At 34.9% G+C, this 24,720-nt stretch carries 35 protein-coding genes; 3 read left to right on the top strand and 32 right to left on the bottom strand.

Translation table 11 applies throughout. The features are described from left to right. Positions 1-20: 20 nt before the first annotated feature. The 32 genes from H8S00_RS11135 to H8S00_RS10980 form a co-directional block, all read right to left on the bottom strand. The gene (locus H8S00_RS11135; protein WP_186840560.1) at positions 21-317 is read right to left on the bottom strand and encodes a hypothetical protein; all 297 of its coding nucleotides are present in this window, start codon (positions 315-317) and stop codon (positions 21-23) included. Positions 318-394: 77 nt separating this feature from the next. Continuing rightward, positions 395-829 carry a phage tail tube protein gene (locus H8S00_RS11130; RefSeq protein WP_186840559.1) on the bottom strand — a complete coding sequence of 145 codons (435 nt, stop codon included), beginning with the start codon at positions 827-829 and terminating at the stop codon, positions 395-397. Continuing rightward, a complete protein-coding gene (locus H8S00_RS11125; protein WP_186840558.1) occupies positions 822-1,226 on the bottom strand; it encodes a phage tail terminator protein in 405 nt (134 codons plus the stop codon). Before H8S00_RS11125 ends, H8S00_RS11130 begins: the two co-directional genes overlap by 8 nt. Continuing rightward, on the bottom strand, positions 1,226-1,606 hold the full coding sequence (locus H8S00_RS11120) for a hypothetical protein (RefSeq protein WP_186840557.1): 381 nt from the start codon (positions 1,604-1,606) through the stop codon (positions 1,226-1,228). The genes H8S00_RS11125 and H8S00_RS11120 overlap by 1 nt, the downstream gene beginning before the upstream one ends. Then, entirely contained in the window at positions 1,606-1,944 is a 339-nt protein-coding gene (locus tag H8S00_RS11115; RefSeq protein ID WP_186840556.1) for a hypothetical protein, read from the bottom strand. Before H8S00_RS11115 ends, H8S00_RS11120 begins: the two co-directional genes overlap by 1 nt. Further along, positions 1,944-2,324 carry a head-tail connector protein gene (locus H8S00_RS11110; RefSeq protein ID WP_186840555.1) on the bottom strand — a complete coding sequence of 127 codons (381 nt, stop codon included), beginning with the start codon at positions 2,322-2,324 and terminating at the stop codon, positions 1,944-1,946. The genes H8S00_RS11115 and H8S00_RS11110 overlap by 1 nt, the downstream gene beginning before the upstream one ends. A gap of 11 nt (positions 2,325-2,335) precedes the next feature. Further along, positions 2,336-2,662, bottom strand: coding sequence for a hypothetical protein (locus H8S00_RS11105; RefSeq protein ID WP_186840554.1), 327 nt, complete (start codon positions 2,660-2,662; stop codon positions 2,336-2,338). 14 nt (positions 2,663-2,676) lie between these two features. Beyond that, positions 2,677-3,573, bottom strand: coding sequence for a capsid protein (locus tag H8S00_RS11100; RefSeq protein ID WP_186840553.1), 897 nt, complete (start codon positions 3,571-3,573; stop codon positions 2,677-2,679). Between the two features lie 13 nt (positions 3,574-3,586). Then, positions 3,587-4,252: a hypothetical protein gene (locus tag H8S00_RS11095; protein ID WP_186840552.1), complete on the bottom strand. Its 666-nt coding sequence runs from the start codon at positions 4,250-4,252 to the stop codon at positions 3,587-3,589. Between the two features lie 82 nt (positions 4,253-4,334). Then, positions 4,335-4,496 (bottom strand): hypothetical protein, encoded by a 162-nt coding sequence (locus tag H8S00_RS11090; RefSeq protein WP_186840551.1) that lies wholly within the window; start codon positions 4,494-4,496, stop codon positions 4,335-4,337. Between the two features lie 147 nt (positions 4,497-4,643). After that, a complete protein-coding gene (locus tag H8S00_RS11085; protein ID WP_186840550.1) occupies positions 4,644-7,295 on the bottom strand; it encodes a phage minor capsid protein in 2,652 nt (883 codons plus the stop codon). 2 nt (positions 7,296-7,297) lie between these two features. Next, entirely contained in the window at positions 7,298-7,489 is a 192-nt protein-coding gene (locus H8S00_RS11080) for a hypothetical protein (RefSeq protein WP_243169584.1), read from the bottom strand. Next, the gene (locus H8S00_RS11075) at positions 7,476-8,999 is read right to left on the bottom strand and encodes a phage portal protein (RefSeq protein ID WP_186840548.1); all 1,524 of its coding nucleotides are present in this window, start codon (positions 8,997-8,999) and stop codon (positions 7,476-7,478) included. Before H8S00_RS11075 ends, H8S00_RS11080 begins: the two co-directional genes overlap by 14 nt. Beyond that, entirely contained in the window at positions 8,996-10,384 is a 1,389-nt protein-coding gene (locus tag H8S00_RS11070) for a terminase (RefSeq protein ID WP_186840547.1), read from the bottom strand. Before H8S00_RS11070 ends, H8S00_RS11075 begins: the two co-directional genes overlap by 4 nt. A gap of 2 nt (positions 10,385-10,386) precedes the next feature. Further along, positions 10,387-10,875, bottom strand: coding sequence for a terminase small subunit (locus H8S00_RS11065; protein WP_186840546.1), 489 nt, complete (start codon positions 10,873-10,875; stop codon positions 10,387-10,389). Positions 10,876-10,957: 82 nt separating this feature from the next. After that, complete coding sequence (locus H8S00_RS11060) at positions 10,958-11,140, bottom strand: hypothetical protein (RefSeq protein WP_186840545.1); 183 nt, start codon at positions 11,138-11,140, stop codon at positions 10,958-10,960. A gap of 56 nt (positions 11,141-11,196) precedes the next feature. Then, positions 11,197-12,072 (bottom strand): SDH family Clp fold serine proteinase, encoded by an 876-nt coding sequence (locus tag H8S00_RS11055; protein WP_186840544.1) that lies wholly within the window; start codon positions 12,070-12,072, stop codon positions 11,197-11,199. 194 nt (positions 12,073-12,266) lie between these two features. Further along, positions 12,267-12,704 (bottom strand): hypothetical protein, encoded by a 438-nt coding sequence (locus H8S00_RS11050; protein WP_186840543.1) that lies wholly within the window; start codon positions 12,702-12,704, stop codon positions 12,267-12,269. Between the two features lie 4 nt (positions 12,705-12,708). Then, complete coding sequence (locus tag H8S00_RS11045) at positions 12,709-12,963, bottom strand: hypothetical protein (RefSeq protein WP_186840542.1); 255 nt, start codon at positions 12,961-12,963, stop codon at positions 12,709-12,711. A gap of 66 nt (positions 12,964-13,029) precedes the next feature. Further along, on the bottom strand, positions 13,030-13,722 hold the full coding sequence (locus H8S00_RS11040; RefSeq protein WP_186840541.1) for an SLATT domain-containing protein: 693 nt from the start codon (positions 13,720-13,722) through the stop codon (positions 13,030-13,032). Between the two features lie 194 nt (positions 13,723-13,916). After that, a complete protein-coding gene (locus tag H8S00_RS11035; RefSeq protein WP_118590279.1) occupies positions 13,917-14,126 on the bottom strand; it encodes a hypothetical protein in 210 nt (69 codons plus the stop codon). After that, on the bottom strand, positions 14,119-14,526 hold the full coding sequence (locus H8S00_RS11030) for a RusA family crossover junction endodeoxyribonuclease (protein ID WP_243169583.1): 408 nt from the start codon (positions 14,524-14,526) through the stop codon (positions 14,119-14,121). The genes H8S00_RS11035 and H8S00_RS11030 overlap by 8 nt, the downstream gene beginning before the upstream one ends. Then, positions 14,516-14,740: a hypothetical protein gene (locus H8S00_RS11025; RefSeq protein WP_118590276.1), complete on the bottom strand. Its 225-nt coding sequence runs from the start codon at positions 14,738-14,740 to the stop codon at positions 14,516-14,518. The genes H8S00_RS11030 and H8S00_RS11025 overlap by 11 nt, the downstream gene beginning before the upstream one ends. Before the next feature lie 254 nt (positions 14,741-14,994). Further along, entirely contained in the window at positions 14,995-17,214 is a 2,220-nt protein-coding gene (locus H8S00_RS11020; protein WP_186840540.1) for an AAA family ATPase, read from the bottom strand. A 12-nt stretch (positions 17,215-17,226) separates the two neighbouring features. Then, on the bottom strand, positions 17,227-18,804 hold the full coding sequence (locus H8S00_RS11015; RefSeq protein ID WP_186840539.1) for a DEAD/DEAH box helicase: 1,578 nt from the start codon (positions 18,802-18,804) through the stop codon (positions 17,227-17,229). Beyond that, on the bottom strand, positions 18,804-19,268 hold the full coding sequence (locus H8S00_RS11010) for a DUF669 domain-containing protein (RefSeq protein WP_118589724.1): 465 nt from the start codon (positions 19,266-19,268) through the stop codon (positions 18,804-18,806). Before H8S00_RS11010 ends, H8S00_RS11015 begins: the two co-directional genes overlap by 1 nt. An 18-nt stretch (positions 19,269-19,286) precedes the next feature. Continuing rightward, entirely contained in the window at positions 19,287-20,426 is a 1,140-nt protein-coding gene (locus H8S00_RS11005; protein WP_186840538.1) for an ATP-binding protein, read from the bottom strand. Continuing rightward, entirely contained in the window at positions 20,426-21,739 is a 1,314-nt protein-coding gene (locus tag H8S00_RS11000; RefSeq protein ID WP_186840537.1) for an AAA family ATPase, read from the bottom strand. The genes H8S00_RS11005 and H8S00_RS11000 overlap by 1 nt, the downstream gene beginning before the upstream one ends. 3 nt (positions 21,740-21,742) lie before the next feature. After that, entirely contained in the window at positions 21,743-22,054 is a 312-nt protein-coding gene (locus H8S00_RS10995; RefSeq protein ID WP_186840536.1) for a hypothetical protein, read from the bottom strand. An 8-nt stretch (positions 22,055-22,062) separates the two neighbouring features. Beyond that, entirely contained in the window at positions 22,063-22,329 is a 267-nt protein-coding gene (locus H8S00_RS10990) for a hypothetical protein (protein WP_186840535.1), read from the bottom strand. Positions 22,330-22,532: 203 nt separating this feature from the next. After that, the gene (locus H8S00_RS10985; RefSeq protein ID WP_186840534.1) at positions 22,533-22,706 is read right to left on the bottom strand and encodes a hypothetical protein; all 174 of its coding nucleotides are present in this window, start codon (positions 22,704-22,706) and stop codon (positions 22,533-22,535) included. A gap of 12 nt (positions 22,707-22,718) precedes the next feature. Next, on the bottom strand, positions 22,719-22,919 hold the full coding sequence (locus tag H8S00_RS10980) for a helix-turn-helix domain-containing protein (protein WP_186840533.1): 201 nt from the start codon (positions 22,917-22,919) through the stop codon (positions 22,719-22,721). A gap of 168 nt (positions 22,920-23,087) precedes the next feature. Between H8S00_RS10980 and H8S00_RS13705 the strand changes: the two genes are divergently transcribed. From H8S00_RS13705 to H8S00_RS10965, 3 genes are read left to right on the top strand one after another with little or no spacing between them, the layout of a single operon-like run. Continuing rightward, positions 23,088-23,399, top strand: coding sequence for a helix-turn-helix domain-containing protein (locus H8S00_RS13705; RefSeq protein ID WP_207721422.1), 312 nt, complete (start codon positions 23,088-23,090; stop codon positions 23,397-23,399). A 28-nt stretch (positions 23,400-23,427) separates the two neighbouring features. Further along, positions 23,428-24,123, top strand: coding sequence for a restriction endonuclease (locus H8S00_RS10970; protein WP_186840532.1), 696 nt, complete (start codon positions 23,428-23,430; stop codon positions 24,121-24,123). A gap of 43 nt (positions 24,124-24,166) precedes the next feature. Further along, the gene (locus H8S00_RS10965; RefSeq protein ID WP_186840531.1) at positions 24,167-24,670 is read left to right on the top strand and encodes an ImmA/IrrE family metallo-endopeptidase; all 504 of its coding nucleotides are present in this window, start codon (positions 24,167-24,169) and stop codon (positions 24,668-24,670) included. The last annotated feature ends 50 nt before the right edge of the window (positions 24,671-24,720 follow it).

The raw sequence follows: 24,720 nt of genomic DNA, 5'->3' as shown, positions 1-24,720 counted from the left end.
TATCAGATCATAGAAAGGGTCTACTCCCCCTCTTCGCCTTCCGTATTACCTACTGCTACATCAATCGCTGACATAACCACCATCTGATAATCCTTAAAATTAAGTTTTAACTGTGACAATTCTTTCTGTGCCTCCTTCGTAAAGATAATCTTGCACATTTCTTCAACATCCTTTGCTGTTGGATTGTCACTTGCAAGTCCCATTACCTTTAACATATTTTCAGCACTTGCATCTATTTCTAATTCCAAATCCTTTATTTTGATTTTTGGATTCTCCTCAAAATTCAATTTTTCTGTAATATCAATTACTTTTGACATATATCTATTCCTTTCCTTTTATACAAAAACAGAGCAGAACCTATTAGTTCCACTCTGCCATGATTTATAACTACTAATTAAACAGCCGGTGTTATTGTCGGCTTACCATTTGACATAACATCAAATTCCAATGGTCCAACATTTGTGCTATCACCTGCGTTACAAGCTGTAACATTGATAACGGCATTTTCAAATGCAACAACTGTGCCATCAGGAAAAGTCCACTCAAAGTAACCCTCTGCATCCCTTCCATTGGCTGCCCATTTACCTGCTATATAGTCATTTCCTGTATCTCCTATGTTTCTTTTTCCTGATACTGACACGGTGATTCCCTTTGCAGTCATTAATCTCCTTATCCATCCCTCTGTATTCATTGGTGTCCATTCTTCCACACCATTGTCAAATGAAACTGAAAATGACTCCATATCCGCTATGGGGTTTACACTTCCCTTTGCTTCACCAACCTTAAACTGGTTTTCATATACAGGAAAAACTCCATCTGGTTTACTCATTCTGCTCTCCTTTCTCAAAATAAATTTCTAATTCAATTACTCTCTCATATACCCCTTTATCATCTGTCGCCACATCTATTGGTTCTGAAGACAATAGACGTATATAAGGTATTCTTGTGTTACCAATAGTCACATTGTTCGACTGTTTAATGGCTTCAAAAAGCTTATATGACGCCATTTCCGTTTCCAGTGAATCATTGTTCCAATGTACAAGCAGTGATACCGGTTTAATTTCATAAGATGCCATTCCACCAATACATTGTCTAGGCTCTCTGCTGGTTTTTAACTGATAAACTCCTATTGATTTATCCTGCTTATTATCAAGTTTACCTGTGTAATAATGTTCAGCTATGTTAAAGCCTTTCAGCCAATCTTTTATGTCTGCCAGATATAACATCATACACCTCCATTTTTCTTGTAAAGTTTTGCAAAAGTCTTTTCTGCAAAATCCTGCTTCTTACCTCCCGGTGTATACGATTCAAACCATTTTCCACCGGCATTTGCATTTTCAGATTTGCTAAAGTTATATTCCGGGTGATAGTAAAGCCTTCTTGCATAAGGAGTGGAAGATACCACGGAAACTTTTCCATTTCTGCTTTTTGAATCATCAACAAATGTGTCTGTATTCTGCAATGTTCCCTTGTCAAAAGGCATTGTTTCTGATTCTTTCAAATCACCCATAAGTGCTTCTGCTGTCTGTTCTAATGATACAGTAGCTGCATTGCTTAATTGCCGTATTACACCCATATTTAACTTTACTTTTGAACTTACCTTCATTAAACAATCTCCAACAACGTATAATTCACTGTTCCATCAGGATTTCTTGCTTTTGTTCCCTGATATATGTTCCTTTTAACACCATATACTTCAACATATCCACTACTTATTACGGCAAGTTTTGGGCATATGTCACCAGGTATATAAGCCTTTGCTCCTAATGTCACAATTTTCTGTTCTGCTGTGAGTTTTGTATATGACCGGTCCTGATAGTTAGATTTAATATTTTTGTCATATACAACAATGGGAGAGCCTGTCTCTGACAAACCCTCACCATATATAACCACTCTTATATCTGTCCTGCACACTGATTTTGGTATTAAATTCGGATATTTCATCACAACAGCCTGCAACAATACCCGGTCTGACAAAGCAGTCCATATATGTCTTTTTTTATAGCCACACCATTTTCAACATATACATTCCATGACTGACCGAATGACATTGATACACCATTGACACTGTAACTTTGTAAAATAGTGTTGATAATTTCCTCATTGTCATATTCAAATTCTGCCTGCTGACACACAACTTCTTTAATGGTTTCACTTTGAAACTCTGTAAGATTATCAAATCCTTCAGCATGTATCCGGTTAAAGGTCAGTGTATCAATGTGTCTGCTTGCCTTTTTTAGTAAAGAATACCGCTCACATTCGGGAATCAGTGTGTAACCGAATGAAGCATACTCTTCCGGTGTGACATAAGGAGTATAAGCCATAGGCTCACCTCCTACTCTACAGCTTTAATTTTCTTGATAATACCATCTCTTGATGTAGCATTACCCAAATCAACGCCTTTTTCTAAAGCGTAGGCTTTAAGCTCGTCTAATTCCATTGAAGAAAACTTATCACCTGAGCTTTTTAACTTAGAAACCAACTCCTTGAGTTCATCTCTTTCTTTCACCACAGTTTCGTACTCTGCATATGAAACTGTAGATTTAGGTGAACGTTTTATAAGTTTTCCTTTATCATCCAAAATGTCATATCCTAATGCAAGATATTCATCCATGTTTGATTCAGAAACTGTATAAACCTTATTGTCTTTTATTGCTCTCACTGGTTTTCTCCTTTCTAGGCAGTTGCAGCATTAATAATGCAACCGTCTTTCATAAGTTCATCAATAGCAAATGTTCCGTTAAACTTTCTGTTCTGGTAAACATAGTTATCCGCTGTTCTTGAATCTGTTCCCGGTGTGAAAACTGAAATGTAACTATATTTATCTCTTGATACCTGACATTCAGGGTCAATCAAAATGTAGTTAATCTGAACAGCTGAGACATCTGCCACACATCCATTTGTAAAGTTGTAAGCAGTCTTAAATCTTGCTGATGGGACCTGCTTAATCTTTCCAATATCATCAATAGAATGAACTCTTCTATCAATTCCTTTTACTCCGTTTGCTTCAAGTGTTCTCTGAATACCATCCGCATTTTTAAGTAACTTATAGTAAGCTGGTGTACAGTAAAGAATTACTCTGTCAAGTGGAACACCTGCCTCTGTCATTGCCTCTAAGATGTCGTCAAAATCTGAAAGAACATTTGCAGTTGTAAGTGCTGTTGTCTTAACTTTTGCTCCAACTCTTTTAGCTTCTGAATAGATTTTACTAAATGTGTAACAGTCTGCCTCCGGAATAGCCTGAGTTGTCTCAAATCTCTTCTGGATATTTCCAATTGCCACTACCATGTTAGTTTCATCTACATCCATTGGATCAATAGAAAATTCAATATCCCTATCATGATCTAATGTCTTTGTTTCATATTCATTTGAATATGAACCTGTGTTGAATCCTAAGCTACCTCTGGTATGGTCTTTATAACCACTTACTGATAACTTCGGAATTTTTAAATTTTTACCATTAACAATCTGAATGTCTGAATTTGAATTATATAAGTCAACAGATATCTGCGACTGGCCATATAATTCTCTTAAAATGTTGCTGAATATCTCAGCATACTGTAATACTGCCATGTGTTACTACCTCCTATTTTTTCTTTATTCCAAAAATGCCTCTTAATAAGTCATCCTGGTTCTGTTGATTGTTATTGTTTGGAGCACCAATTTGAAATCCCTGATTATTTGCTCCACTTTCTGCTGGTTTTAATGCCGGAACATCTTCCAAAACTTTGTTGATTGCTGCTTTCACCTTTTCTGCATCAACCGTTCCGTCTTCTCCTGCTACATCCTTAAAATCAGCCATTTTGATTACATACGGAATTGATTTTGCATCAATACCTAACCCTACAGCCTGTAATGTTGCAGAATTTTCAATCGTAAGCTGTAAGTTTCTGCTTTGTACCTGTGCAATTTGAGATTGCATTCCTGCCACATCAGGTGTATTTTTTGCTCTCTGCTCTTTGTAATTGTTAATTGCCTGTGTTACTTCATTTTCAGACATGCCCTGCTGCTGAAAAAATGACTTTAAGGCTGACTGCTCTGCTCTTGCTATTCTGTTATTAACAATTCCATCAAGCTGTTCCTGGGTATATGTTGTACCCTGATTGTTATTTCCAGTATTCTGGTTACTGTTACCATTTCCGGCGTTGTTGTTCTGGTTGCCGTTACCAGCTCCGCTACCCTCTCCTGAACCTTCTGCAAAAAACTGAATGTTCATAGGGAATTTTCCTGATTCTCTTGTTGTAGATTTCATAAAATATTTTCCTTTCCGTTTTAGCTCGTCAGCTTATTCCGAGAGTTTTTAGCCATCACGTTTTTGGGCATATAAAAAGCACCTACTTACTTGTAGATGCCTTAGGTTCATCTTTTTCAATTACTGCACCAATTTTTAGCAAATATTCTTTGCGCTCTTTTGTTTTTGCCTTAACCTCATCCCCGGCTTTTACCAAGGCAAGGTTGTTTTCCTTGTCATAAAAATTGATTTTTGCGATTAACATTTGTTACCTCCTTTATTTATTGATTTACAATTTTATTGTTTTCTTTGATATTTTTGCAGATATATTGTATAATATATAAAAAGATGAGAGTCACCTTCTCCACACCAAAGGAGCTTATGCTCTGGGGGGGGGCACGAGCTCATCTTTTTATTTTCGTCTTTTAAATACTCCCAAGACTTTATCATTTTTTATAATTACTAATTTATCAACAAATTTTGTACCTTTAGTAGAATATATATATTCTACCTGTGGTTCAATATCATTCAATTCCTTGTCGATTTTACTTATATCTATGATAAAATTATTTGCTTGTTCTTTTTTCTTATGTATAGCATTATAAATTGCCTTATCACTAGCACCGTTTAATTCTTTTAAATCAAACCTATCTCCTTTATATATATAATCTGGTGTTTTCGTTACACCTGGACATTCAAACATTAATTCCATTTCTCCACCAAAATTACTTTCTAAAAGTTCTGCTACCTCCTTTTCTCTTTTTCCAGTTCTGAATGTAGCAACACTATCTGTTGAACTAAAACGATTCCCTTTATAATCTACATAAGATTTACTATTTACTATTTTATGGCTATTTGGTGTTGCCGTCTTGTACCATTCTTCAGTTACATTATCAAAAGTTTTAGCAAGAGCATTTTCACTGATAGTAATTGTTTTAACTCCGGCTTTTTCTTTTGCTTCATTAATTACCTTTGCTATGCTTTCAGGTATTTGTTCGCCTTTATCCATAGCTAAAAATCCCTCTGCAAATGCCTCGTATGGATTTTCGACAGCATATTTACTTATCTTAGAAGCTTCTAGTTTTGCTTCCCTAGAATATTTGGTATTAATGTCATAGTGCCAATCTCCATTTATATATTTTCCACCAAGTTCTTTGGCTTTAAATACATTCTTTTTTTGTACAAAATCAACTTCTGCATGCCTATGTATAAAATGACCATATTCATGTGTGATTACATCTGAAATGTTTTCTCTTACAGCTTGTCTGTTTATATTCAGTTTTATTTCAGCTTCTGCTTTAGATAATATTGCTTTCTCTCTTTCATATCCCTTTATGCTTGAATCAGCCAATACTTTTTCTACTTCTGCAATTATTTCTTTTGCATTTTCTTTTATTTTATAATGTTTCTGCCATTCTTTTAGTGATGTTTCTGACTTGTTTATTATTTCTGAATACCTATCAGCATCTGCGATTTTGCCTGAAATATAAATTTTATCATCAAGCCAATTGTATGTTGCAGTTCCATCTGTAACCTTTAAAGGCTCATACAAAACACCTTTTGGCATTATGCCATATTTTTCTTTTAAATCTATGAGCGTTTGTTCTAACTGATCTGCTGCATCAGGTGTAATATTGCCTGGTAACTTTATTTCTTCTACAATACCATTACTTAATATTCTTTTTTCTGTCTCACTCTTGTATGCCTTTGTTTTTTCAAGAATATCAGCCTTAAGTTCACTTAGTTTATTTTGATACTCTTTTTTATTAACATTTATTTCCTTTAAAGCATCAGCTTCATCCTGCGTTCCAGTCATATCAAAATATACTTTCTGAGTAAGTTCCTTTTCTCTAGTACTTAGTACTTTTAACTTTTCATTTAAAACATTCCTTTCATTGATTTTTTCATTTATTTCTTTCTTAGCTATATCTTTATTAAATGGTATATCATCTAATTTCTTTTCTATATTTTTGTCTAAAGGTTGATGTTCGTTATTAGCTTTTAATTTAACTGCTTCTTTCTCCCATTGTTCCTTTTTAAAACTATATTTCTTTTGCTTTTCTTCATCTAAAGAATAATTAGATAACCTATCAAACTTATCTACATTTCTCTGTATCAATTTATTTCTGTTTTCCTGCTTTTCTGCAATCACAGCCTGCTTCATTTCTTTCTTTGTTACCTTTTCAGGCTTGTCAGAAATTCCTGGAAAATATGTACTATGACCGTCTTTGCAATTAGGGTGATATAAACCTCCGGCTATTGCCTGTGACATTAATGGATAAGGACCATCACTAGCCTTTCCACCACTCCAAACATCATCTATCAGTATTTTTCCAACCCATTTTGCACATCTTGGACAAGGTAAACCTCTCTTATGAACCACAACTGTGGAAATTCCCCACTCCTTACGTTTTTCACCTTCACCCTGCAAGTATGCTCTGGTATTGGCTGTTCTTAATGCCATTCCCGCATATGAGGCTATGTTAACTCTTGCACCATTCTTGTACTGAACACAGTTAATTCCACGACTTAGGAAATCCTTTGTAGCCATGTCCACTGCCTTTTCATATGTTCCTGCTCCTGTGTTGAAATACACCTGTGCATTGAATATTGATTTTTTGTACTGGTCATTTGCCATTCTAAGCATTGCTGTTTCAGCACGTCTCATACTACCATTTACTTCATTTAGCAAAGCATCTAACTTTCTATCATTAACACGAAAAAAAGCACCTTCAATGGTGCTCTCTGCTTTATGTGTTAATTTTGCCCCTTTTTTAATGGCTTCCAAGATTTCTTTTTCCTGATCTGTTGCTCCGGCTTTTCTGTGTAACAATATTGATTTTGTAATCTTGTCATTTATTTCTCTAAATTGTTTTGTAAACTTACTACTATTTTTCTGTTTATAGATATTTAAAGCCTTTAATTGCTCTGCTTGCCATGAGGTCCAATTAAATCCTTCTTTTGTTTCCTCTGCTCTGTGATGTGATAAGTTCCTCATCATAGAGTCTATTAATTCATTTTCAATTGCTCTGAAAGTCTCTTCAATGTCATAATCCTTTGGCATTCTTAATCAACTCCATTAGCATATACTTTAAAACCAGCTTTTTTGAACTGTCTTTTTAAATTCTTAACCTGTGTTACTGAACTGCATCTGTCATTACGCATTTCAATTATCTTATCTTTTTCCAATGCATATATACCTCTTGGTACCTGCTCACTTGCAATCCTAAGAAGATTCATTGCCTTATTCTTCGACATCTGGTACACTCTTTTGCCCACTATTACCTTCATATGTTATCTTTCCCTCCATATTTAGTGCCGGCTCCTGCTCATCTGATATTCCCTGCTCTGCTTTTAGCCTTGCTACTTCATTCTTTTTCCATTCTTCATCTTTAGTGTCACCATACAGTTCCTCAACGGAAGCCTCAACACTCATTATTCCCTGTGTCTTTGCTTTTCCAACTGTCTCTACCTGACTTTCAAATGATGGATTAGCATACTCACTGAAATCAATCGTGCATTTAACCTCTGTTAATGTTTTGTTTTGACTTAGATTAATAACATCAAACACCTTCTGAATGAATAATGGTAACTGATCTTGTAAAATATCAACTATATTTCCTCTTGTATAAAGGGTTGTCTTTTCCTTTTCTCTTTGTGCCTCAGCATTATCAAGTTTCTTTACATCAATGCCAAGAGTACTAGGACTTATTAATCCCTGTAAGCACAAATCCAATGCTGTAACATATGTAGCAAGATATGACTCATGCGGAATAGCTGGTTGTGTAACCTCTATCTTGTTTTGAGCATTCTCCGACATATCGTCACCCTTGGCAATATATGAATTATCAAATGCATTAGGTTTAATTATTGCACCTGTATTCGGATTTCTTGGAAGTATTGATTCTGGAATCCATTCTTTGCTTCGTCCTTTTCTTAAGGCATCCATCCACTGGCTCCAAGCTTCGTCCAATGCATCAAAATCATCTGTTTTCTTTTCAAATATTGACTGGCCTCTTCCTTCCCATTTGGCACTTTCACCATACATAATAGGATGAGCCATTATTACTGTTTCATCAAACTCCACATCAGCTAACCCACTCAATGCCGGAATAGTGTCTATAGCAACACTTACCTCATCAGTTCCACGATAAAGTTCATATTTGATATAACCATATCCATAACGTTCCTTCAGATAGTAGTCCATATTGTTATGACTATATTCTGTTGTAAACACAACTTCATGTATTCTTCCCCTGTTATATAAATAATCAACCTTATCAGCTCCTAAAAATTCTATTATTGGATATTGACTGACCTTACTATCAAGAGAGATTTTAAATGCACCATCTCCTAATATGAGCATTTTAGATACAGCCTTTTTCAGAACCTTTTTAAAGTTATTGTCTTTAGCTATATTGTCCCATATCTCTTTGTCAGTATCTTTTATAAATGTAATCTGGCTAAAATCAGTGATTATAATATCTGTAAGCCTGTCTACAATAATTCCCGGTAAGCCTGTATGTATTTTTCTTATCTCTCTGCCTACAGTTGAACATGCTGCCCAAAACTTTATTCCATCAGAGCCTCCATTTATGTTTTGGTAAAACTGTGTCAGTTCATAACTGTCACCACGATACCACAAAAGATTCTTTATACAGTTACTTGCAAAATTCAGTTGTTCTCTAATAATAAATGTCTGATTTGGAGCATCCTGTATTTTCAAAAAATGTCTTATTCCATCTCTCATTCTATCCACTAACCTCATTCTTTTTTAACTCCTATTTTCTTTCTGTATGGAATCCAGTTGTACTGAACAGAGTTGACCATATGATCATTTCCATCTTCCGGTTCCTGGTCCTTTTCCTCTAACCAAGAATACTTCTCCAACTCTTTTACATATTCCTTACAAGTCTCTACAATATAAAAACTTGGCTGAATACCTTTATCATTATTAAAGTTCATCCAACCAAGCTGTAATATAATTCTATCTATAATTTTCACAGCCTTATATGCCGGATTAAACACATATAAGCACTGTGCGTGTTCCCTTTTGAATTTATTTAATTCTGTAATTGTTGCTGCATCTGCCGAGTCGACAAATACGTGTTTTGCCAGTCCCCATTCTTTTCTGTTTCTTTCAAGAAAATCAAAATAATTCTTTGAAGTATCAGATGGAGCTATAGGAGTACCAATTTCCGCATTGTTATAAACTCTTTCGTCCAAAACAATATATCTGCCTTTATTTGTAATTCCTGCAAAACTCATTGCAATGGTATCAGGACTTTTAGTTGAATAAGCCGTGTCTAATCCACTTGTAAATATTTCAAACCATTCAGTTTGTTTCTTATCTGCTCTGTTTCTAATAAATGCTTTTGCATCAGCAACCGTAATCAAATGATGTTTTCTATCAAATATACTAAATACAAGACCTGTTGCCTTTCCTCTGAGACCTAATATCTTGTTTTTGTACATCTTGGTTCCTACCGGAACTGCATCTATTTTGTCCTGTATATCCTGCTCCGTTAAACTGGCATTATCATAAAAAGTAAAATACCAATGAACCCAACCAACTTTTTCAGGTTCATTTAACTCTGCCAACAACTCTTCCGGATAATCTTTGATATATTTCTTTAAAGGTCTACTGTGATTAATAAACTCTTTATATACAGGTAAGTCCGGACTATCAGGGTTTGATGTAGTCATCATATACTTACATCTATGTGAAATTTCTCTTAAGAACTCCATGTCGGCAGTATTAACTTCGTCAATGTAAACACAACCCTGTTGTGAACCTAATACCTTTTTCCAACGTGCTTTATTATCATAACCACACACATATATTATCTTTTCACCGTTTGGTGTCTGATATTTAATGTGTGATAAACCAATTCTGCCTTGACCTTTAGGATAATATTCAGCTAAACCATCAAACTGGTCTAAAAGTCCTCTCTCATTGTTAATAACATTCTTTTCAACAGTTCCAAGGTCTGCTCCAGCGATTACATGATACTTAATATCACTCTTTGCCACCATAAGCATAAACTTAAATATTCCTACAGTGGTCTTTCCTGCTGCCGTAGTACCTTCAAGGAAATCCCTCTTTGTTTCTGTCAGAATAAATTCTTTAAATTTAGGTGATAATTGTAACAATACTAATCACCCTTTCCTACAGGCTTCATCTGTTCTAATATGCTGGCTATATTATCCAGTTTTTCTGCTTTCTTTTCCTCTGCTTCATTGTTTACATCCACCTTGTCTGTATACAGTCCATATCTCTTGCCAAGAAGTTCGGCTGCTTTTAATCTCTCTTTCTCTGATGGTGGCTTTTCAATTGTTCTTGCTTCACTGCATCCATCTCCTATTCCCTCAACTACTAACTCACTTGAAGAACTTTCCCCTCTAAGCACTGACGTTAAATATTCAAGCACTTCCTGAGCATCTGCTGTTCTTTCATTATGTAATTTAGATAGTTGCCTATCTATGTACTCTTTAATCTCCGGTTTATTCATCAGCCTTGAAGCAGCTGCAGCTGCAACATTATCATTCTTAACACTTGGATAAGCTTTCTTATAAGCCAAGGTTTTATTAAATTCAGTATCTGATAAAAGTTCATCACAAAATATCTGTTCTTTAATTGTCACTACAACCACTCCTTTCTCTTGATTTAATATTGTATAAAAAAGAGACACCCTAAAGATGTCTCCTACTTTCATATTAAAAAAACTATTTCTTAATTCGTATACTATTGCTCAATGAATTATTAGGAACTTTTCCCAACCCAAAAGAGTAATTTGTCTGAATTTGTTCATATCTTTTTCCTGTATTAATCTGGTTTCTTACGGGTTGCTTATCATTAGAGGTTATTCCCAACTTAGCATATAATTCGTCAACTGAATAATTATCCATTCATTTTCCCTCCTTTTGCCTTGTTATTGTACCCCAAATTTAAAATATATACAACACTATTCACGACTTATCACTGCTTTTCCATTCTGATTTTCAATTATTTTTATCGCATCACTTCCAGAAATTGACAGCATATAAGCATGATGCACTGTTAAAATAGCATCTTGCAGTTCTTCGTTTTCTTCCATAGAAATAATTTTTAGTCCTATTCCTTTACAAAAGTCTATACTAAAATGTCTTCCATGATTTTTTGAATTGTCGTGTTCGTTTAATTGTGCCACAATCTCATCCACTATTCCACTTTGATCTCCTTCAAACATACAACTGCTTAACCATTCTTTTACCAATTTGCTAGATAACTCAATTGCATCTATCGCAGTTTTCATAAACGCAGCTGGATATTGCTGTAATTTTATTGCCCAATATTGGGCATTTTCATTGTTAATAGCTAAATCTTTTTTAGCCTCTTCAAACTCTTCTTTTATATTATATGCTGGTATTCCATTAAATTGAGGATCAATCGGTCCAAGACTCGATTGTTTTCCCATAATTATTTCCTTTCCCGCACAAGCAATCATAGTTCCCGCAGACATTGCAATTTGTGGAACAATTATTCTTATATCATTACCAAATTTACTTCTTAAATAATTTACAATTGTTTCTGCAGCAGTAGGCGAACCACCTGGTGTGTGAAGAATTAAATCCAATCCCCTTGAACAATTAATATCCTTTAAGGTATTCATAAACCCTGTCATATCCAAATCGTTAATATCTGTATTTGGTATATTGGGCTTATTTAAAAATGCCGAATAATACGCTATGGCATTTCTACCTGTTAATTCTGATAATTGTTTTAAATATTTTCTCCTCACATAATCTGCCGGTGAAAGTGTTTCATTCATTTCTTTTAATACATCATCCCATCCTGGCATATTCATCTCCTCCAAATCTTTTCTTTTATCATATATCTAAATGTGACAATTTTCAACAGAAAAAGAACAGCCAAAAGACCGTTCCTTCATGAAAAAAATACAAAATACTAGGGGGAAACCATCAAGACGATACAAAAATGTCATCTATCAAATTATCACAATACTATTTTAGCACGGGTCAATATAAACTTCTATCAACAGTTTAGTAATTTTTCAATTTCCTTTAATGCTCTTCCATGAAGTTTACACACCCACTGATAACTATAATTCATTTCCAATGCTATCTCTTCCCATTTCTTCATCAGGCAGTAGCGTTTGTACAGAATGTGCTCATATTCGTCGTTTCTAAGCATATGTATAGTCTCCATAACCTTTGAACGTATTCTCACAAATTCCCTTACCTTTTCATCCAGTTCACGTACTTTTTCGTCTATCTCGCACACGGTATTAGCCATTTTATCCTGTGCACCACTGCTTAAAACCTTTTCGTCACAATTTAATGCTCCAATACTAACCGCCAGCTCTTTTAGCCTTTTGATTTCATCCTGTAACTCTTTGATTTGCAATTCTATATTGCCTACCTGTTTCAAGTATTCCTTTGCTGTCTGTTCCACTATCATCATCCTTTCCATGCATTCATCCGTTAATATGTCTCTTCACTCTCTTTTTTATTTTTCTTCGTAGCCGCCTACGTTTGCTTCCTCTAGCTGTTTCTAATTGTTCATACCATTTTCTTAACGTTGCATCACAATTTATTGAATTTGCAATTGCTATAATAACACGCGCTTTATTTGCAAGTTTTTGTAGTGCTGAACCTAACCTTTCAAATGCCTCTTGAATTTTAGCCCCAGCTTCTTGTATGTCTTGTACGAATTTTTGATTTTGTTCCACTTCTATCTCTCCTTTCAGGCATAAAAAAACCAACCACCGAATATTGGTAGTTGGTAAAAGTATTTGCTATTTTTTTGCAAAACAAAATACAAAAATAATAATAGGAATTATAAAAAGAATAACATCTAAGAAATATTCAAATATTATTTTCGATTCTTCAACCATAACGTTTATTTCGCTTAAATAATTGTTAATAACTTTATCTTGTTTTTCCTTTATTTCTTGTTTTTCCTTTATTTCTTGTTTTTTCTTTGTCTCTTGATCTTTCAAAGGCTTCTCGTGTTTTCTTTTTTTCTTCACCCAACTGATTTTATATTCTTTGCATAACTGTTTGACCGTCCTAAAAAAATCTGTATCATTCCTTCTTTCCGTTTTATCAACAATTTCATTATATTTCTCGTTATATTTTTCAACTGAATCATTATCTAGTTTTCTTTTTATTGTTTTTAAACCGTTTAATGAATCAATTAATGAATCAATTCTTGAGGCATAATTTGCATTTTTGTTAACTAAAGAAAAAATCAACACAATTATGGATAATATTATATTAAAGTATTCATTCCATACAACGTTATAATGTTGCGGAAAATATTTTCCCGTAAGTGTTCCAATTATTAAGAAAACACTATAATATATTAACATTATTTCTGCAATATTCTTTTTACGTTCAAGTCTTTTAATCATATTCGCATAATTGCTTAAAGTTGTTTCAATTATCTTTCTTAATTTATCCGCATCATATTTTTGAGAATCCATCATTTTCCCCTTCCCTTTTGTAATACACAAATTATATCATTGCAACTACCAGTATTCAATTGTCAATGTGCATTTTCTTCTTAATCTCTGCCCTTAGACTTAAGTAAAATCCATAAGAATATAAACCAAGCTATCAGCAGTATATTTATTGCCCTCATATTTCCTCCTTAACATTTCTTAACATTTTTATCTCTAGTCTATTTTTCGTATATGTATTCCATTATTGCTGTTGCAATTGTCCTAACCAATGATTTCTCATGTTCTTCTGGATACGCTCTACAAATGCCATTCAACTCTCTTACCATTTCTTCACATACTGCATCATCAGATATATCCCTATCTTTGTATTCTGACACTGCATGCCAAACAAATAGCATAATGTTGTAAACAGTTATAAATTTATTCATTTTGCACCTCCTGTATCAGGATATATATTCCCGGAAGATCTGCCCAAAACTTTTCAACGTGTTCTGATACCACCAAACAATCATCTTCCCAAAAATTCAAACTAGTCATGCAGTCTTTTAACATTTTCTGTAAATTATCGGTATCAGGCCTTGTTGTTCTGTACTCACCGTTTTTATGACTACCTTTGGGAAATAACCATTTAACAACCAACATTACTCCTCTGTTAAATTTTTTATCCGGAACATTTTTTGCCAGATATGCCATCAGCTTACTCTTAGCTTCTTTTAGTTCCTGTGGTTCATAAAAAACAGGCTTACCATTAACCACTGCAACTTTATGTTCCTGATAAGTTTTAGTCGGTGGAACCATTGGCATAAAAAACTCACATTTATTTGCCATAGTCCGCACCCTCCCATTTTCCCGTGCTGCTATTGTACTTGATATATTTTTTATTAATTGCCATGTCAAAAACTTTTTGCCTTACTTCAGGAATGTTAATAAGCCATTCGCACACGTCACTGTTCATCACATCAAAATCACCGGTTCTGTTTTTATGTCTTAGTGGTGGCATTACCTTTGCCGTTTTCAAAAATGTGTAGTCCAAACTTCTCACTCTACTCAACTCCTTTTTGTCAATGTCAGGGGAAGGAGTTGTTGTGCGAAAGCTAACGCACAACTACTTTCCCCATTGACGAGGGAAATTTTTCTCGCGTATTACGTAGTAATATATATTTCCCTAGGGAAATTCTCGGTAATTTACCGACTTTTTCCCTCTGAGGGAAATTCTCGGTGTTTACCGACTTTTTCCCTCCAAAAGGTCAGGGAAATTCTCGGGAAATTTCTCCGAGATTTTCCTTTCCCTGACACCTATTTTTTGCCAACTTTCCCTTCGTCTATCCAAAATCCACCATGTTCTTTTAGTCTGTTTCTGATGGTCTTTTCAGTTACTCCCATTGAATCTGCCAATGATGTTATGTCAACTGTATTATCCTCATTAAACGTTGCCAAACTTTCAAATGCCTGGTCTAATGATTGTATTCTTTCCTTTTTTCTTTCTTCCGGTGTTTTTTTGTTTTTATTAAAGTTCTTTTTCCATGTCTGTTTAGGATTAACATCGTCCGGATTAATATCTTTTAAAACTCCTGTTTTATCCACTACATGCCTTGGATAATCAAACCATAGATTAACAGGTTGGAACTTGTTAAATTCACGCAAAGTTCCTTCCACTCTCCAAGCACTCATATGCTCCACCTGACTTACTCTTACAGTCAATTTTTCTGTGAGTTCTTTCCACTGTGCCGGTGTTAATAGCCTTTCCGCTTTTGCTTTCATTTGTGCACTACTGCACATATCATCCTGTGAAATGAAATCTTCCCAGTTATCAACTTTTTCGTTTAAATACTGTACAATAACATCACACATGACATTATTGGTTTTGTTTAATATCAAATCGTCATTAGTTTCCAATTCAATCAGGTCTAATAATGCATCAGGATCTCTCGCAAACACCCCGCTGCCTGAAGCTCTGTCCATTGATTTTTTAGTTCCCTGGCCACCTTTTGAATGGTGATGGCAATATATAACCGCACATCCCAATTCATTGCATACCTTGTCAAACTGATTGCAAAATTTAGCCATCTGATCAGCTGAGTTTTCATCACCTGTTATAACTTTATAAATAGGGTCAATAATAATGGCTATATAGTTCTTTTTAGCTGCTCTTCTTATCAGTTTAGGAGCCAGTTTGTCCATAGGTATTGATTTACCTCTTAAGTTCCAAATGTCTATATTTGACAGATTTTGGGGCTCATATCCTAATGCCTGATATACGTCTTTAAATCTGTGAAGACATGAGGCTCTGTCCAACTCCAGGTTCACATACATTACCTTTCCCTTTGCACACTTCCAATCAAGCCATTTTTTGCCTTCAGCAATTGCTATACACATTTCTATTAATGCAAAAGACTTTCCTGCTTTTGATGGACCTGCAATCAACATTTTGTGCCCTTGTCTTAATACATTGTCAATCAAAGGTGGTGCAAGTTCGGGCATGTTATCCCATTGCTCACTTAGGCTTTCAGGGTCTGGCAAATCATCATTGATTCCATCTATCCATTCCTTCCACTCTTCCCATGATTCCTTTCCAATATTTACATCAATTAAAAACTGTTTTTTGCCATTTCTGATTACTCCGGGCATTCTTGACAGTCTGCTTGGATTTTTATTTTGTGTATCTACAGTAAGTCCATTTTTTTTGCATACCGCATATAAATATTCAACTCTTTTTCTGTATTCTGTATAGTCAGTGGCTTCAATTTTTACTATTGCATGAAGACTTTTCCCACCTGAATATACCAGGCAGGCAATGGGTAATTCCAATTCTCTAATGATTGCATTTTGTTTCTCCAGTTCCACTACATCAGACTCCACCAAGGCATATCTGTAATCTGATACGTTATCATTCTTTACACCTTTTCCATCAAGTGGATTAAATCTTATCCACGCACCTGCTTTATCGTTATAATCACCAATTACCTTACATATGTCACCATTACACTTGTTCAGTTCCTGAATCAACTTTCCTGAAGTTCGATCCCAGCACCCCTTAGTCGGCAAAAATTTGCCTTCCTTTTCCCAAGTCTGTGTTACATATCCTACGTTTTCGGTAGAATCAAACAATGTTTCAAGATACGTTGTAAGCTCCTTAACCGGATTCCAGTTTTTAGGTTCCTTTATTTCTTTACCTTCAACCCATCCCTGTTGGATAACAACCATATCCTCTTTGCTGCCAATAGTTCCATCCCAATCAAGTTCATAATCATTTCTTTTAGGCTCCCATCCGTTTTCACGTGCCATTTGAACGATAGTTCCTGCTGTAACAGGACTGGAGCTACCATGGAAAGACTGCCATTTTCTAAAGCACTCTCCATGGTGATATCTACTGTCAGCTTTACTCCATGAATCCCAATCATTAGCTGTATAACCTGATTCTTTCAAAGCCATGCCAACGTTTACCCATTCCTGGTATTCCAAATCTGCCGGATTTATGTATTTAATTAATTCTAATAAATCATATCGCTGTTCCATCACTAAATCCTCTTATTGTGGAATATACTCTTGTGGTACAATTCCATTTGGAATCCTCCAACCATTTGCCGCTATTCTGTCTATCAGATGTTTGGCTGTATCAAACTGCCATGTTCCAACATGTAAAAATCCTCTACTCTCTAAAAATCTAATCTGCTTAGGAGTAGTTAATCCTGCCATTCGTCTCTTATCCAGTTTGTCTAAAATTTTTGCTGCTTTTCCTGCGTTATCTATTGAATCAGGATATATTCCCAATTTTTCCAATGTTTTTACCTGCTTGTCTGTAGCGGGTCCCATTTCCCAGCCAAAAGCCGGAACATAATTGGTTAAGTCCTCTGCCTGTATTGACATTTCAAATTGCAGTGGATCCACCAGCTTTCTTTTTCTGTTTCGCATTTCTTTCAGCTGTTTAGCAAGGCTTTCCTCTCTCTGTGCCACAACGTCTTCCTGTGCCTTAACTTCTGCCTCTTCCAAATCCACCGGACAACCTGCTTCAGCAATGTTTTTTGTAATCTGGTTTGCTACTTCTTCACTTTCACTGATTAAGTGTGCAGGATGGCATAACTCATGTCTTTCAGAATGCCAAAGGAAATCCAGAAGCAATAATTCCGTCTTTCCTTCACAAAGTCTTGTACCTCGTCCAACCATCTGTGAGTACAATGCCCTTACTTTTGTTGGTCTTAATACAACCACACAGTCTACACTTGGACAATCCCAACCTTCTGTTAATAGCATTGAATTGCACAACACGTTGTATTTTCCGTTATCAAAGTCCTGTAAAACCTCTGTTCTGTTATCACTTCCACCGTTTACTTCAACTGCACTAAATCCCAATTCATTTAAAATATGTGTGAACTTCTGACTTGTTTTAACCAAAGGTAAAAACACTACAGTTTTTCTGTTTATACAGTATTTTTTCATTTCATCACCAATTTGATATAAGTATGGGTCTAATGCCGTGTCAATGTCACTCGTCTTAAAATCTCCTGCCTGCTGACTTACACCTGACAAATCAAGTTTAAGTGGTATAGTCTGTGCTTTAATTGGACATAAATAACCTTCCTTAATAGCCTTTGGCAATGAATATTCATATGCCAGTGATTCAAAGTAAGAACCAAGGTTCTTCATGTCTCCTCTGTCAGGAGTTGCTGTTACTCCTAAAACTTTTGCATTACTAAAATGTTGCAATACTTTTTGATAGCTGTCTGATATACAGTGATGTGCTTCATCAATGATAATCACATCAAAATAGTTTCTATCAAACTGATTAAGTCTCTTTTCTCTCATTAATGTCTGCACTGAGCCAACTACAATTCTGTACCATGTGTTCAAACTTGACTGCTCTGCTTTTTCCGTTGCACATCCAAGTCCTGTTGTTTTTGCTATTTTATCTGCCGCCTGTTCTAATAGCTCCCCTCGATGAGCCAAAATAAGAACCCTTTTTCCACCCTTTACACATTGTTCAGTAATTTTTGCAAACACTATTGTTTTGCCACATCCGGTGGGAAGAACCAATAATGTTTTATCAACTTCTTCCCACTGTTCAAAAACAGACTCCATAGATTCTTTCTGATACGGTCTTAATTCCATTAGAACTGTCCCGGCTTCCATCCACTTGCTGTTTCAGGTGTTGGCTCATAAAACTGTTTTATCTGATTTGACTGATTGATTTCACCTTTATCATTTTTCCAACTGTGAATACCTACCTTGCAACGACCTTTAGAGCCAATTACGAGATTCCAGTTCATGTTTATTTTTTCTCCCTTTTTTCTCTGTCCTATGGCAGTAAAAAAGGCACATAACATTCCTTCTGTCTTACTATGTAAAAATAAGTTATGTTTAATTGTTGTTGATTTTTCTCCATCATCAGATGTCAACCTGATTGTTAAAACAGCCTTGTTACACGCTGGCAATTTTTCACTTCCATTATGTCTTGCTCTTTCAAATCCTACTACTTCAAAAGAATAATCACCTTCGGGAAGCAAAACAAACTCCGGACCATCCTTTTCTATTTCATCATCCCATCCTAATTCTCTTTCAATTACTTCTGACATTTCTCTTTCCTCCTTTTATTAAAAATTAAATGGTAATTCACTTTGTTCTGCACTAACAAATTCTCCTCTGGACTCCTTTGTTTTTTTAATAACTGCATATATCTGATTCCATGCTGCAACCAGGCAGCCATTAACAAAACCTTCATCATAATTCTGTATTGGTGTGTCAATCGGGTAATATCCCCTGCTTGCCACCGCTTCCTGAATTTCCTTTTCATTAACGTTATAAGCCACCATCAAATCATTCAACTTTCTCATGGCATCTGAGCCTAAGTCAGCTGTTTTATTTTCATTTGCGGGTACTGATGTCGATTTCTTAGGTTCGCTTACTTTATTATCATTTGCCTTTGACACATTTGTGTTATTAACATTTAAATTATTGATATTAACATTCTGTGTTGATACAGTATTTTCTTCCTTTACAGATGAAGAAGATTCAATAATTGGCGCAATAACTGAATAATCGAATGCTGTCTCCTCAGGTAAATCATATCTGTTTTTTGCATCCCAACAAGGATGATGGGTTGTATACATCACTCTTTTTCCACCCTGCGCTTTATGCTTCTTTCCCTGGTCGTCTGTGGCAACCACAATTGTCTTATAGTTGGCAAACAATAACATGTCCGACCATTCTTTAATCAATGGTGCCGTCTGAGATGCCGTTTTCTTCCCCAGCTTCAACTCCCACCTGTCATATGCTCCAAGTTCATCCGGCTGTTCAAATTTTCTTAACTGCGCATGGGCTGTTAATACAACATTGATTCCTTTATCCTTAACATCAGATAAAAGATTAAGAAATCTTCCAAATTCTTCTTTGCTATACACATATCCATTACCATAACCAAAATCTTCAATTCCCTTTTTGCCTCTTGTCTGGCACACATGCTCAATACAAAGATTTTCTGCCCAGTCAATAGTGTCAATGACTAATGTTTTGCATAAACCGGGTGTATTCATTACTTCCTTTATCTGTTCAATAATCATGGTCCAGCTTGAGGGTCTTTTTGTTCTTGCAACATTTAATTCTGCCGTACTGCCTTCTGTATCTATGAATAGTGGCTCCGGAAACTGTGCGGCAAATGTGGATTTACCAATTCCTTCAGGTCCGTAAATTACTACTTTTTTTGCACTTTTAATCTTTCCTCTGATAATTTCCATTAAAATACTCCTTCCTGAAATTTCGGTACGGATTCTTCTTTCTTGTCAATATTGTTTGAATATCCATCCTCTATAATGATTGAACATTCGTCTCCTGCGCCAACTCTTGTTGCAATTGCCTGCAAGCCTTCTTTTTCAATCCACTGTCCAAATTCTTTTAAAGTGTTTACATCCATTTGTTCAAGCTTGTCTATTAAAACAAAACCACAATTAGGATTTAATTTTCTTACTATGGCAGTAGCTACTTTCAACTGTTCACTACCTGACATGTTATCCCATTTCTGTCCCTTATAGGTCAATGCATTATCTTCAATTGATAATTCAGGAAGTGGAAGACTCGCATTATTTAACAAATTAATTCTTTCCTTTCTCTTGTCTTCAATCTGTGTGGTTAATGCATCATACTTGGTCTTTTCGATTTTTGCATCCTCTTCAGCTTTTTCCTTATCCATATTTGCTCTTATTTTACGATTTAACTCTTCAATGTTTGCAATATTATTTTCCAGTTCTGCTGTTGATTCATCCTGAAGTGTTAATGCATCAGTTTTAGCTATTGCAAGGTTCTGCTCCAACTCTGCTTTTTCTTTTCTTACTTCTTCAAGTTTAATACTAAGTTTAGTAATCTGTCCTTCAAGCTGCTTAACAGATGCATCCTTTAAGCTTACCTGTGCTTCATATAAACTTACCTTTTCACGTTTTTTCTGATTTTCTCCATTTCTGGCGAGTATTTCCTGCTGCTGTCTGATAAGCTCCTGAGGTGAAATTAATTCACTTGGGACATTATCATAATATGGCTGTTCATCAGCGTATTTCTTTTTCTGATCAGCAACTCTCCCAATCAAGAGCCTTTCGTTTACTAATGTCTTAATTTCTTCATCCAATGCATAAAGAGTGTCTCCAACACCAATAATTTTTAATAATGTATCTGCTTTTTCTTTATCATTGGCATTCATAAACTTTGGTAAGTTTAATGCTAATTCTTCAATAAATGTGTCTAACAACAACTGACCTGCTTTGTTTCCATTTGGATCCGTTACCTTTAAGTCACTGTTCTTTCCTTTTCTTTCAACCACCAAACCATTACTCAACTCAATATGTAAATTTGGCGGAATGACCGAACCATCTCTTTCAGGACTTGATGGTTTAAATTTGTTTCCACCTAAAGCCCATGCTATACTGTCAAGTACTGATGTTTTACCCTGGCCATTGTTTCCACCTATTACAGTTAAACCATTTTCCGTTGGCTCTAATTTAACTGCCTTAATTCTCTTTACATTTTCCAATTCCAAACTGTTTATTTTTATACTATCCATCTATTATTCCTCCATTAATATTTCATCAACTGCTCCACACAAAAAACTCATTGCTAACACCATTCCTGCTGAATACAACAGCTTCATTGGAATACTGTCAATACAAATCCAATTGTTGTACCACATTACAATTGCCACAACGATACCTATCATCAGATTCTTGTATCTGTTTGCAACTCTGTACTTTTCCTGTAAAACGTGGTAATCTTTAGGTGTATTGTTTTTGTGAGAGCTTGAATGTAGTGGTGTATATTCAGGCTCTTCTTTTTTGGTTTCTTTTACTTCTCTTACTTCAAGTCTTTTGTTTGTTTCCATAAGCTCTCCTAACTGAACATTAAATGTATGAATTTATTCAACATTTCATTTTCTTTTCTTGACAGTTTATTTTTGTTTTCTCTTGCACGCTTTTCAGCTTCTTCATCCGACATCACAGAACATTCCAGCAACATCTCAAACATTTCCTTTCCTATGTTTTCACCATGCTTTTTAATAAAATGCCTCTTTACAGCCTCCACAAATATCATTGCCTCACATTCAATTAATTCATCAGGACCTGCCATTGTTACCTTGTTTTTGTCTACAATAATCATCCTTATCCTCTAACCTTTCCAACCATATCGGTTATTTTTTCATTCGACCAACTTCTTGTTTCAGTCAATCTTGGACAATGTGTGTCCATAATGTCCTTTTCTTTTCCTTAAGGACAGTCCCTGCAACTACCTGAATGTTTTCTACAAATGTCACGCAAATCCCGGTAGCTGTTAATTGCTCCAATCAATTTAATCACTCCCTTCTATGAATAAAATCTTTCATTAAAATATTTAGTTGGAACCTTGCCTGACATTGTAATGTAGCCTTTCTCTTTCAATTCTGCATTCATCTGCTTAATTATTTTGTATGCAAATGAAAGACTACACTCCATTGTTTGAGCAATATCCTTTGCTCCCATAAATTGTTTTTCAGGCATATCTATCACCTCCTATTCTTTTTTAAATAGATACTCAATGTCCTCACCCTTAAAAAAAGCATTACGAATCTTAAACGCTTCGCTGATTGAAAATGAAGACTTCCCGTTAATTTTGTTCGCCACAGAGTTTCTGTGCAAATCCAACAATTTTGAAATGTCTTCTATATGAACATTTCTTTTTGCCATCTCACCTTTTAAATTCAAATAAGGCATTTTTAATACTCCTTTCTTTTGTTGTCTACGCATTTGCGTAGCTCACTTTTACAATATATACTCTTTTGCGTATATTGTCAACACTTTTTTACGCATTTGCACATTTTTTTATTTACTTTTTTACGCAAAACGTGTAATATAAAGATAAATAAAAGAGAGGTGAACAATATGGGAATCGGTTCTAAAATGAATAAATTGATGCAAGAGAAAAATATAAATGCAAATGAGCTTGCTAATAAGATAGGCATTGCTCCAACAACTATATATTCAATGATAAAAAGAGACAGCAAAAAAGCTGACATAGAAGTTTTAATAAGAATAGCGAAAGAATTAGGAGTTTCAGTTGAGTATTTTAGCGATGAGCCTACTGCTCCAACAACATTAGCAGCACATTTCGATGGCGATGAATACACTGAAGAAGAGTTGGAAGAAATTCGCCAATTTGCAGAATTTGTCAAGAATAGAAACAATAATAAATAAATTTATGAAATAAAAAGAGGAAATACTCATGAGCTTTCCTAATAAGAAGAAAAAAATAGAAGAACAAATACCAACACATACACCTATACATACCATTAAGGCCGGGAATATATCAGTTCCCATGATAATGAGAAAATATAGGATTGGTTCTCGAAAAGCCTCTCTAATTATGGACAAATTATACGAATTACACTACATAGCTCCTCTAGATGCCAATACTGATGTACGAGAAATGTTGGTAGATGAAAATATTATTTGGGATTATATTGCTTATCACTATAATTTTTCAACGGATTCGTCGAAAATCCATAATAATATGATTATAGCTCGCAATTCTACTTCTATACCAGAGTGTGCTAATAAAGATTACGATTTAATGGATGGACATGAATTTGAGTATTTTTGCGCAAGTTTATTAGAACAAAACGGTTTTACAAATATAGTAGTTACACAAGATAGTGTTGATGATGGCATAGATATTTTAGCAGAAAAAGAAGAAATTAAATACGGCATACAGTGCAAGTGCTATTCAAGCAATATTGGTAACAGTGCTGTACAACAAGCCTATACCGGTATTCAAATGTATAAATGTGATGTCGGTGTGGTCTTAACCAACAGATACTTTACTGATTCCGCAAAAAAGACTTCAGACAAAACAAGAATAAAGTTATGGGATAGAAAAAAACTTGAACAATTAATAGAGGTCGCTAAAAATTGCAGATAAATATAAAACAGCAGGAACAAGTCCCATTTATAGGTCTCTTCTTATGATAATATGGAAACACGAAAGAAAAGGGGTGAGAAAATTGACTAAATACGAAGAAATCATATGTGAATACGAACAAGACGTTGATGTTGTTGAATACAATTTTTCTTCTGACAATATAAAAGGGCTATATTCTGATGGCGTTGTTGCAATCAACTACAAACTAGCCACCAATGAAAAAATCGGTACGATTGCAGAAGAATTAGGGCATCATTTTACTTCCTGCGGAAATCTAATTGATGTACATTCCACTTCAAATAGGAAGCAGGAATTAAGAGCCAGATTGTGGGGATACAACAAACTAATTGGACTTTGTGGGTTAATTGATGCTTTTGAACATCATTGTCAGAATATGTATGATATTGCAGATTATTTAAATGTTACAACTGATTATTTAAAAGAAGCAATTCATGCGTACCAGAACAAATATGGTAATTATGTAGAACTAGACAATTACATTATACAATTTAACTATCCTAGTATTGGCATAATAAAAAATATTTAAAGCGAAACCCCATTGGTTATTTAGAGTTGATAGTTCATTAAATTATAATA

It is taken from the genome of Eubacterium segne (assembly GCF_014287775.1).
Lineage (GTDB): Bacteria > Bacillota > Clostridia > Lachnospirales > Lachnospiraceae > Eubacterium_G > Eubacterium_G segne.
The sequence above is the reverse complement of the archived record's forward strand: the minus strand, read 5'-3'. Positions and strand labels throughout refer to the sequence as shown.

Coding starts and splice junctions, on each gene's coding strand:
- H8S00_RS11135 (WP_186840560.1), bottom strand. CDS start 317: ATGTCAAAAGTAATTGATATTACAGAAAAATTGAATTTTGAGGAGAAT.
- H8S00_RS11130 (WP_186840559.1), bottom strand. CDS start 829: ATGAGTAAACCAGATGGAGTTTTTCCTGTATATGAAAACCAGTTTAAG.
- H8S00_RS11125 (WP_186840558.1), bottom strand. CDS start 1,226: ATGTTATATCTGGCAGACATAAAAGATTGGCTGAAAGGCTTTAACATA.
- H8S00_RS11120 (WP_186840557.1), bottom strand. CDS start 1,606: ATGAAGGTAAGTTCAAAAGTAAAGTTAAATATGGGTGTAATACGGCAA.
- H8S00_RS11115 (WP_186840556.1), bottom strand. CDS start 1,944: ATGAAATATCCGAATTTAATACCAAAATCAGTGTGCAGGACAGATATA.
- H8S00_RS11110 (WP_186840555.1), bottom strand. CDS start 2,324: ATGGCTTATACTCCTTATGTCACACCGGAAGAGTATGCTTCATTCGGT.
- H8S00_RS11100 (WP_186840553.1), bottom strand. CDS start 3,573: ATGGCAGTATTACAGTATGCTGAGATATTCAGCAACATTTTAAGAGAA.
- H8S00_RS11095 (WP_186840552.1), bottom strand. CDS start 4,252: ATGAAATCTACAACAAGAGAATCAGGAAAATTCCCTATGAACATTCAG.
- H8S00_RS11090 (WP_186840551.1), bottom strand. CDS start 4,496: ATGTTAATCGCAAAAATCAATTTTTATGACAAGGAAAACAACCTTGCC.
- H8S00_RS11085 (WP_186840550.1), bottom strand. CDS start 7,295: ATGCCAAAGGATTATGACATTGAAGAGACTTTCAGAGCAATTGAAAAT.
- H8S00_RS11080 (WP_243169584.1), bottom strand. CDS start 7,489: ATGTCGAAGAATAAGGCAATGAATCTTCTTAGGATTGCAAGTGAGCAG.
- H8S00_RS11075 (WP_186840548.1), bottom strand. CDS start 8,999: ATGAGGTTAGTGGATAGAATGAGAGATGGAATAAGACATTTTTTGAAA.
- H8S00_RS11060 (WP_186840545.1), bottom strand. CDS start 11,140: ATGGATAATTATTCAGTTGACGAATTATATGCTAAGTTGGGAATAACC.
- H8S00_RS11055 (WP_186840544.1), bottom strand. CDS start 12,072: ATGCCAGGATGGGATGATGTATTAAAAGAAATGAATGAAACACTTTCA.
- H8S00_RS11050 (WP_186840543.1), bottom strand. CDS start 12,704: ATGGAAAGGATGATGATAGTGGAACAGACAGCAAAGGAATACTTGAAA.
- H8S00_RS11040 (WP_186840541.1), bottom strand. CDS start 13,722: ATGATGGATTCTCAAAAATATGATGCGGATAAATTAAGAAAGATAATT.
- H8S00_RS11035 (WP_118590279.1), bottom strand. CDS start 14,126: ATGAATAAATTTATAACTGTTTACAACATTATGCTATTTGTTTGGCAT.
- H8S00_RS11030 (WP_243169583.1), bottom strand. CDS start 14,526: ATGGCAAATAAATGTGAGTTTTTTATGCCAATGGTTCCACCGACTAAA.
- H8S00_RS11020 (WP_186840540.1), bottom strand. CDS start 17,214: ATGGAACAGCGATATGATTTATTAGAATTAATTAAATACATAAATCCG.
- H8S00_RS11015 (WP_186840539.1), bottom strand. CDS start 18,804: ATGGAATTAAGACCGTATCAGAAAGAATCTATGGAGTCTGTTTTTGAA.
- H8S00_RS11010 (WP_118589724.1), bottom strand. CDS start 19,268: ATGTCAGAAGTAATTGAAAGAGAATTAGGATGGGATGATGAAATAGAA.
- H8S00_RS11005 (WP_186840538.1), bottom strand. CDS start 20,426: ATGGAAATTATCAGAGGAAAGATTAAAAGTGCAAAAAAAGTAGTAATT.
- H8S00_RS11000 (WP_186840537.1), bottom strand. CDS start 21,739: ATGGATAGTATAAAAATAAACAGTTTGGAATTGGAAAATGTAAAGAGA.
- H8S00_RS10995 (WP_186840536.1), bottom strand. CDS start 22,054: ATGGAAACAAACAAAAGACTTGAAGTAAGAGAAGTAAAAGAAACCAAA.
- H8S00_RS10990 (WP_186840535.1), bottom strand. CDS start 22,329: ATGATTATTGTAGACAAAAACAAGGTAACAATGGCAGGTCCTGATGAA.
- H8S00_RS10985 (WP_186840534.1), bottom strand. CDS start 22,706: ATGCCTGAAAAACAATTTATGGGAGCAAAGGATATTGCTCAAACAATG.
- H8S00_RS10980 (WP_186840533.1), bottom strand. CDS start 22,919: ATGCCTTATTTGAATTTAAAAGGTGAGATGGCAAAAAGAAATGTTCAT.
- H8S00_RS13705 (WP_207721422.1), top strand. CDS start 23,088: ATGGGAATCGGTTCTAAAATGAATAAATTGATGCAAGAGAAAAATATA.
- H8S00_RS10970 (WP_186840532.1), top strand. CDS start 23,428: ATGAGCTTTCCTAATAAGAAGAAAAAAATAGAAGAACAAATACCAACA.
- H8S00_RS10965 (WP_186840531.1), top strand. CDS start 24,167: ATGATAATATGGAAACACGAAAGAAAAGGGGTGAGAAAATTGACTAAA.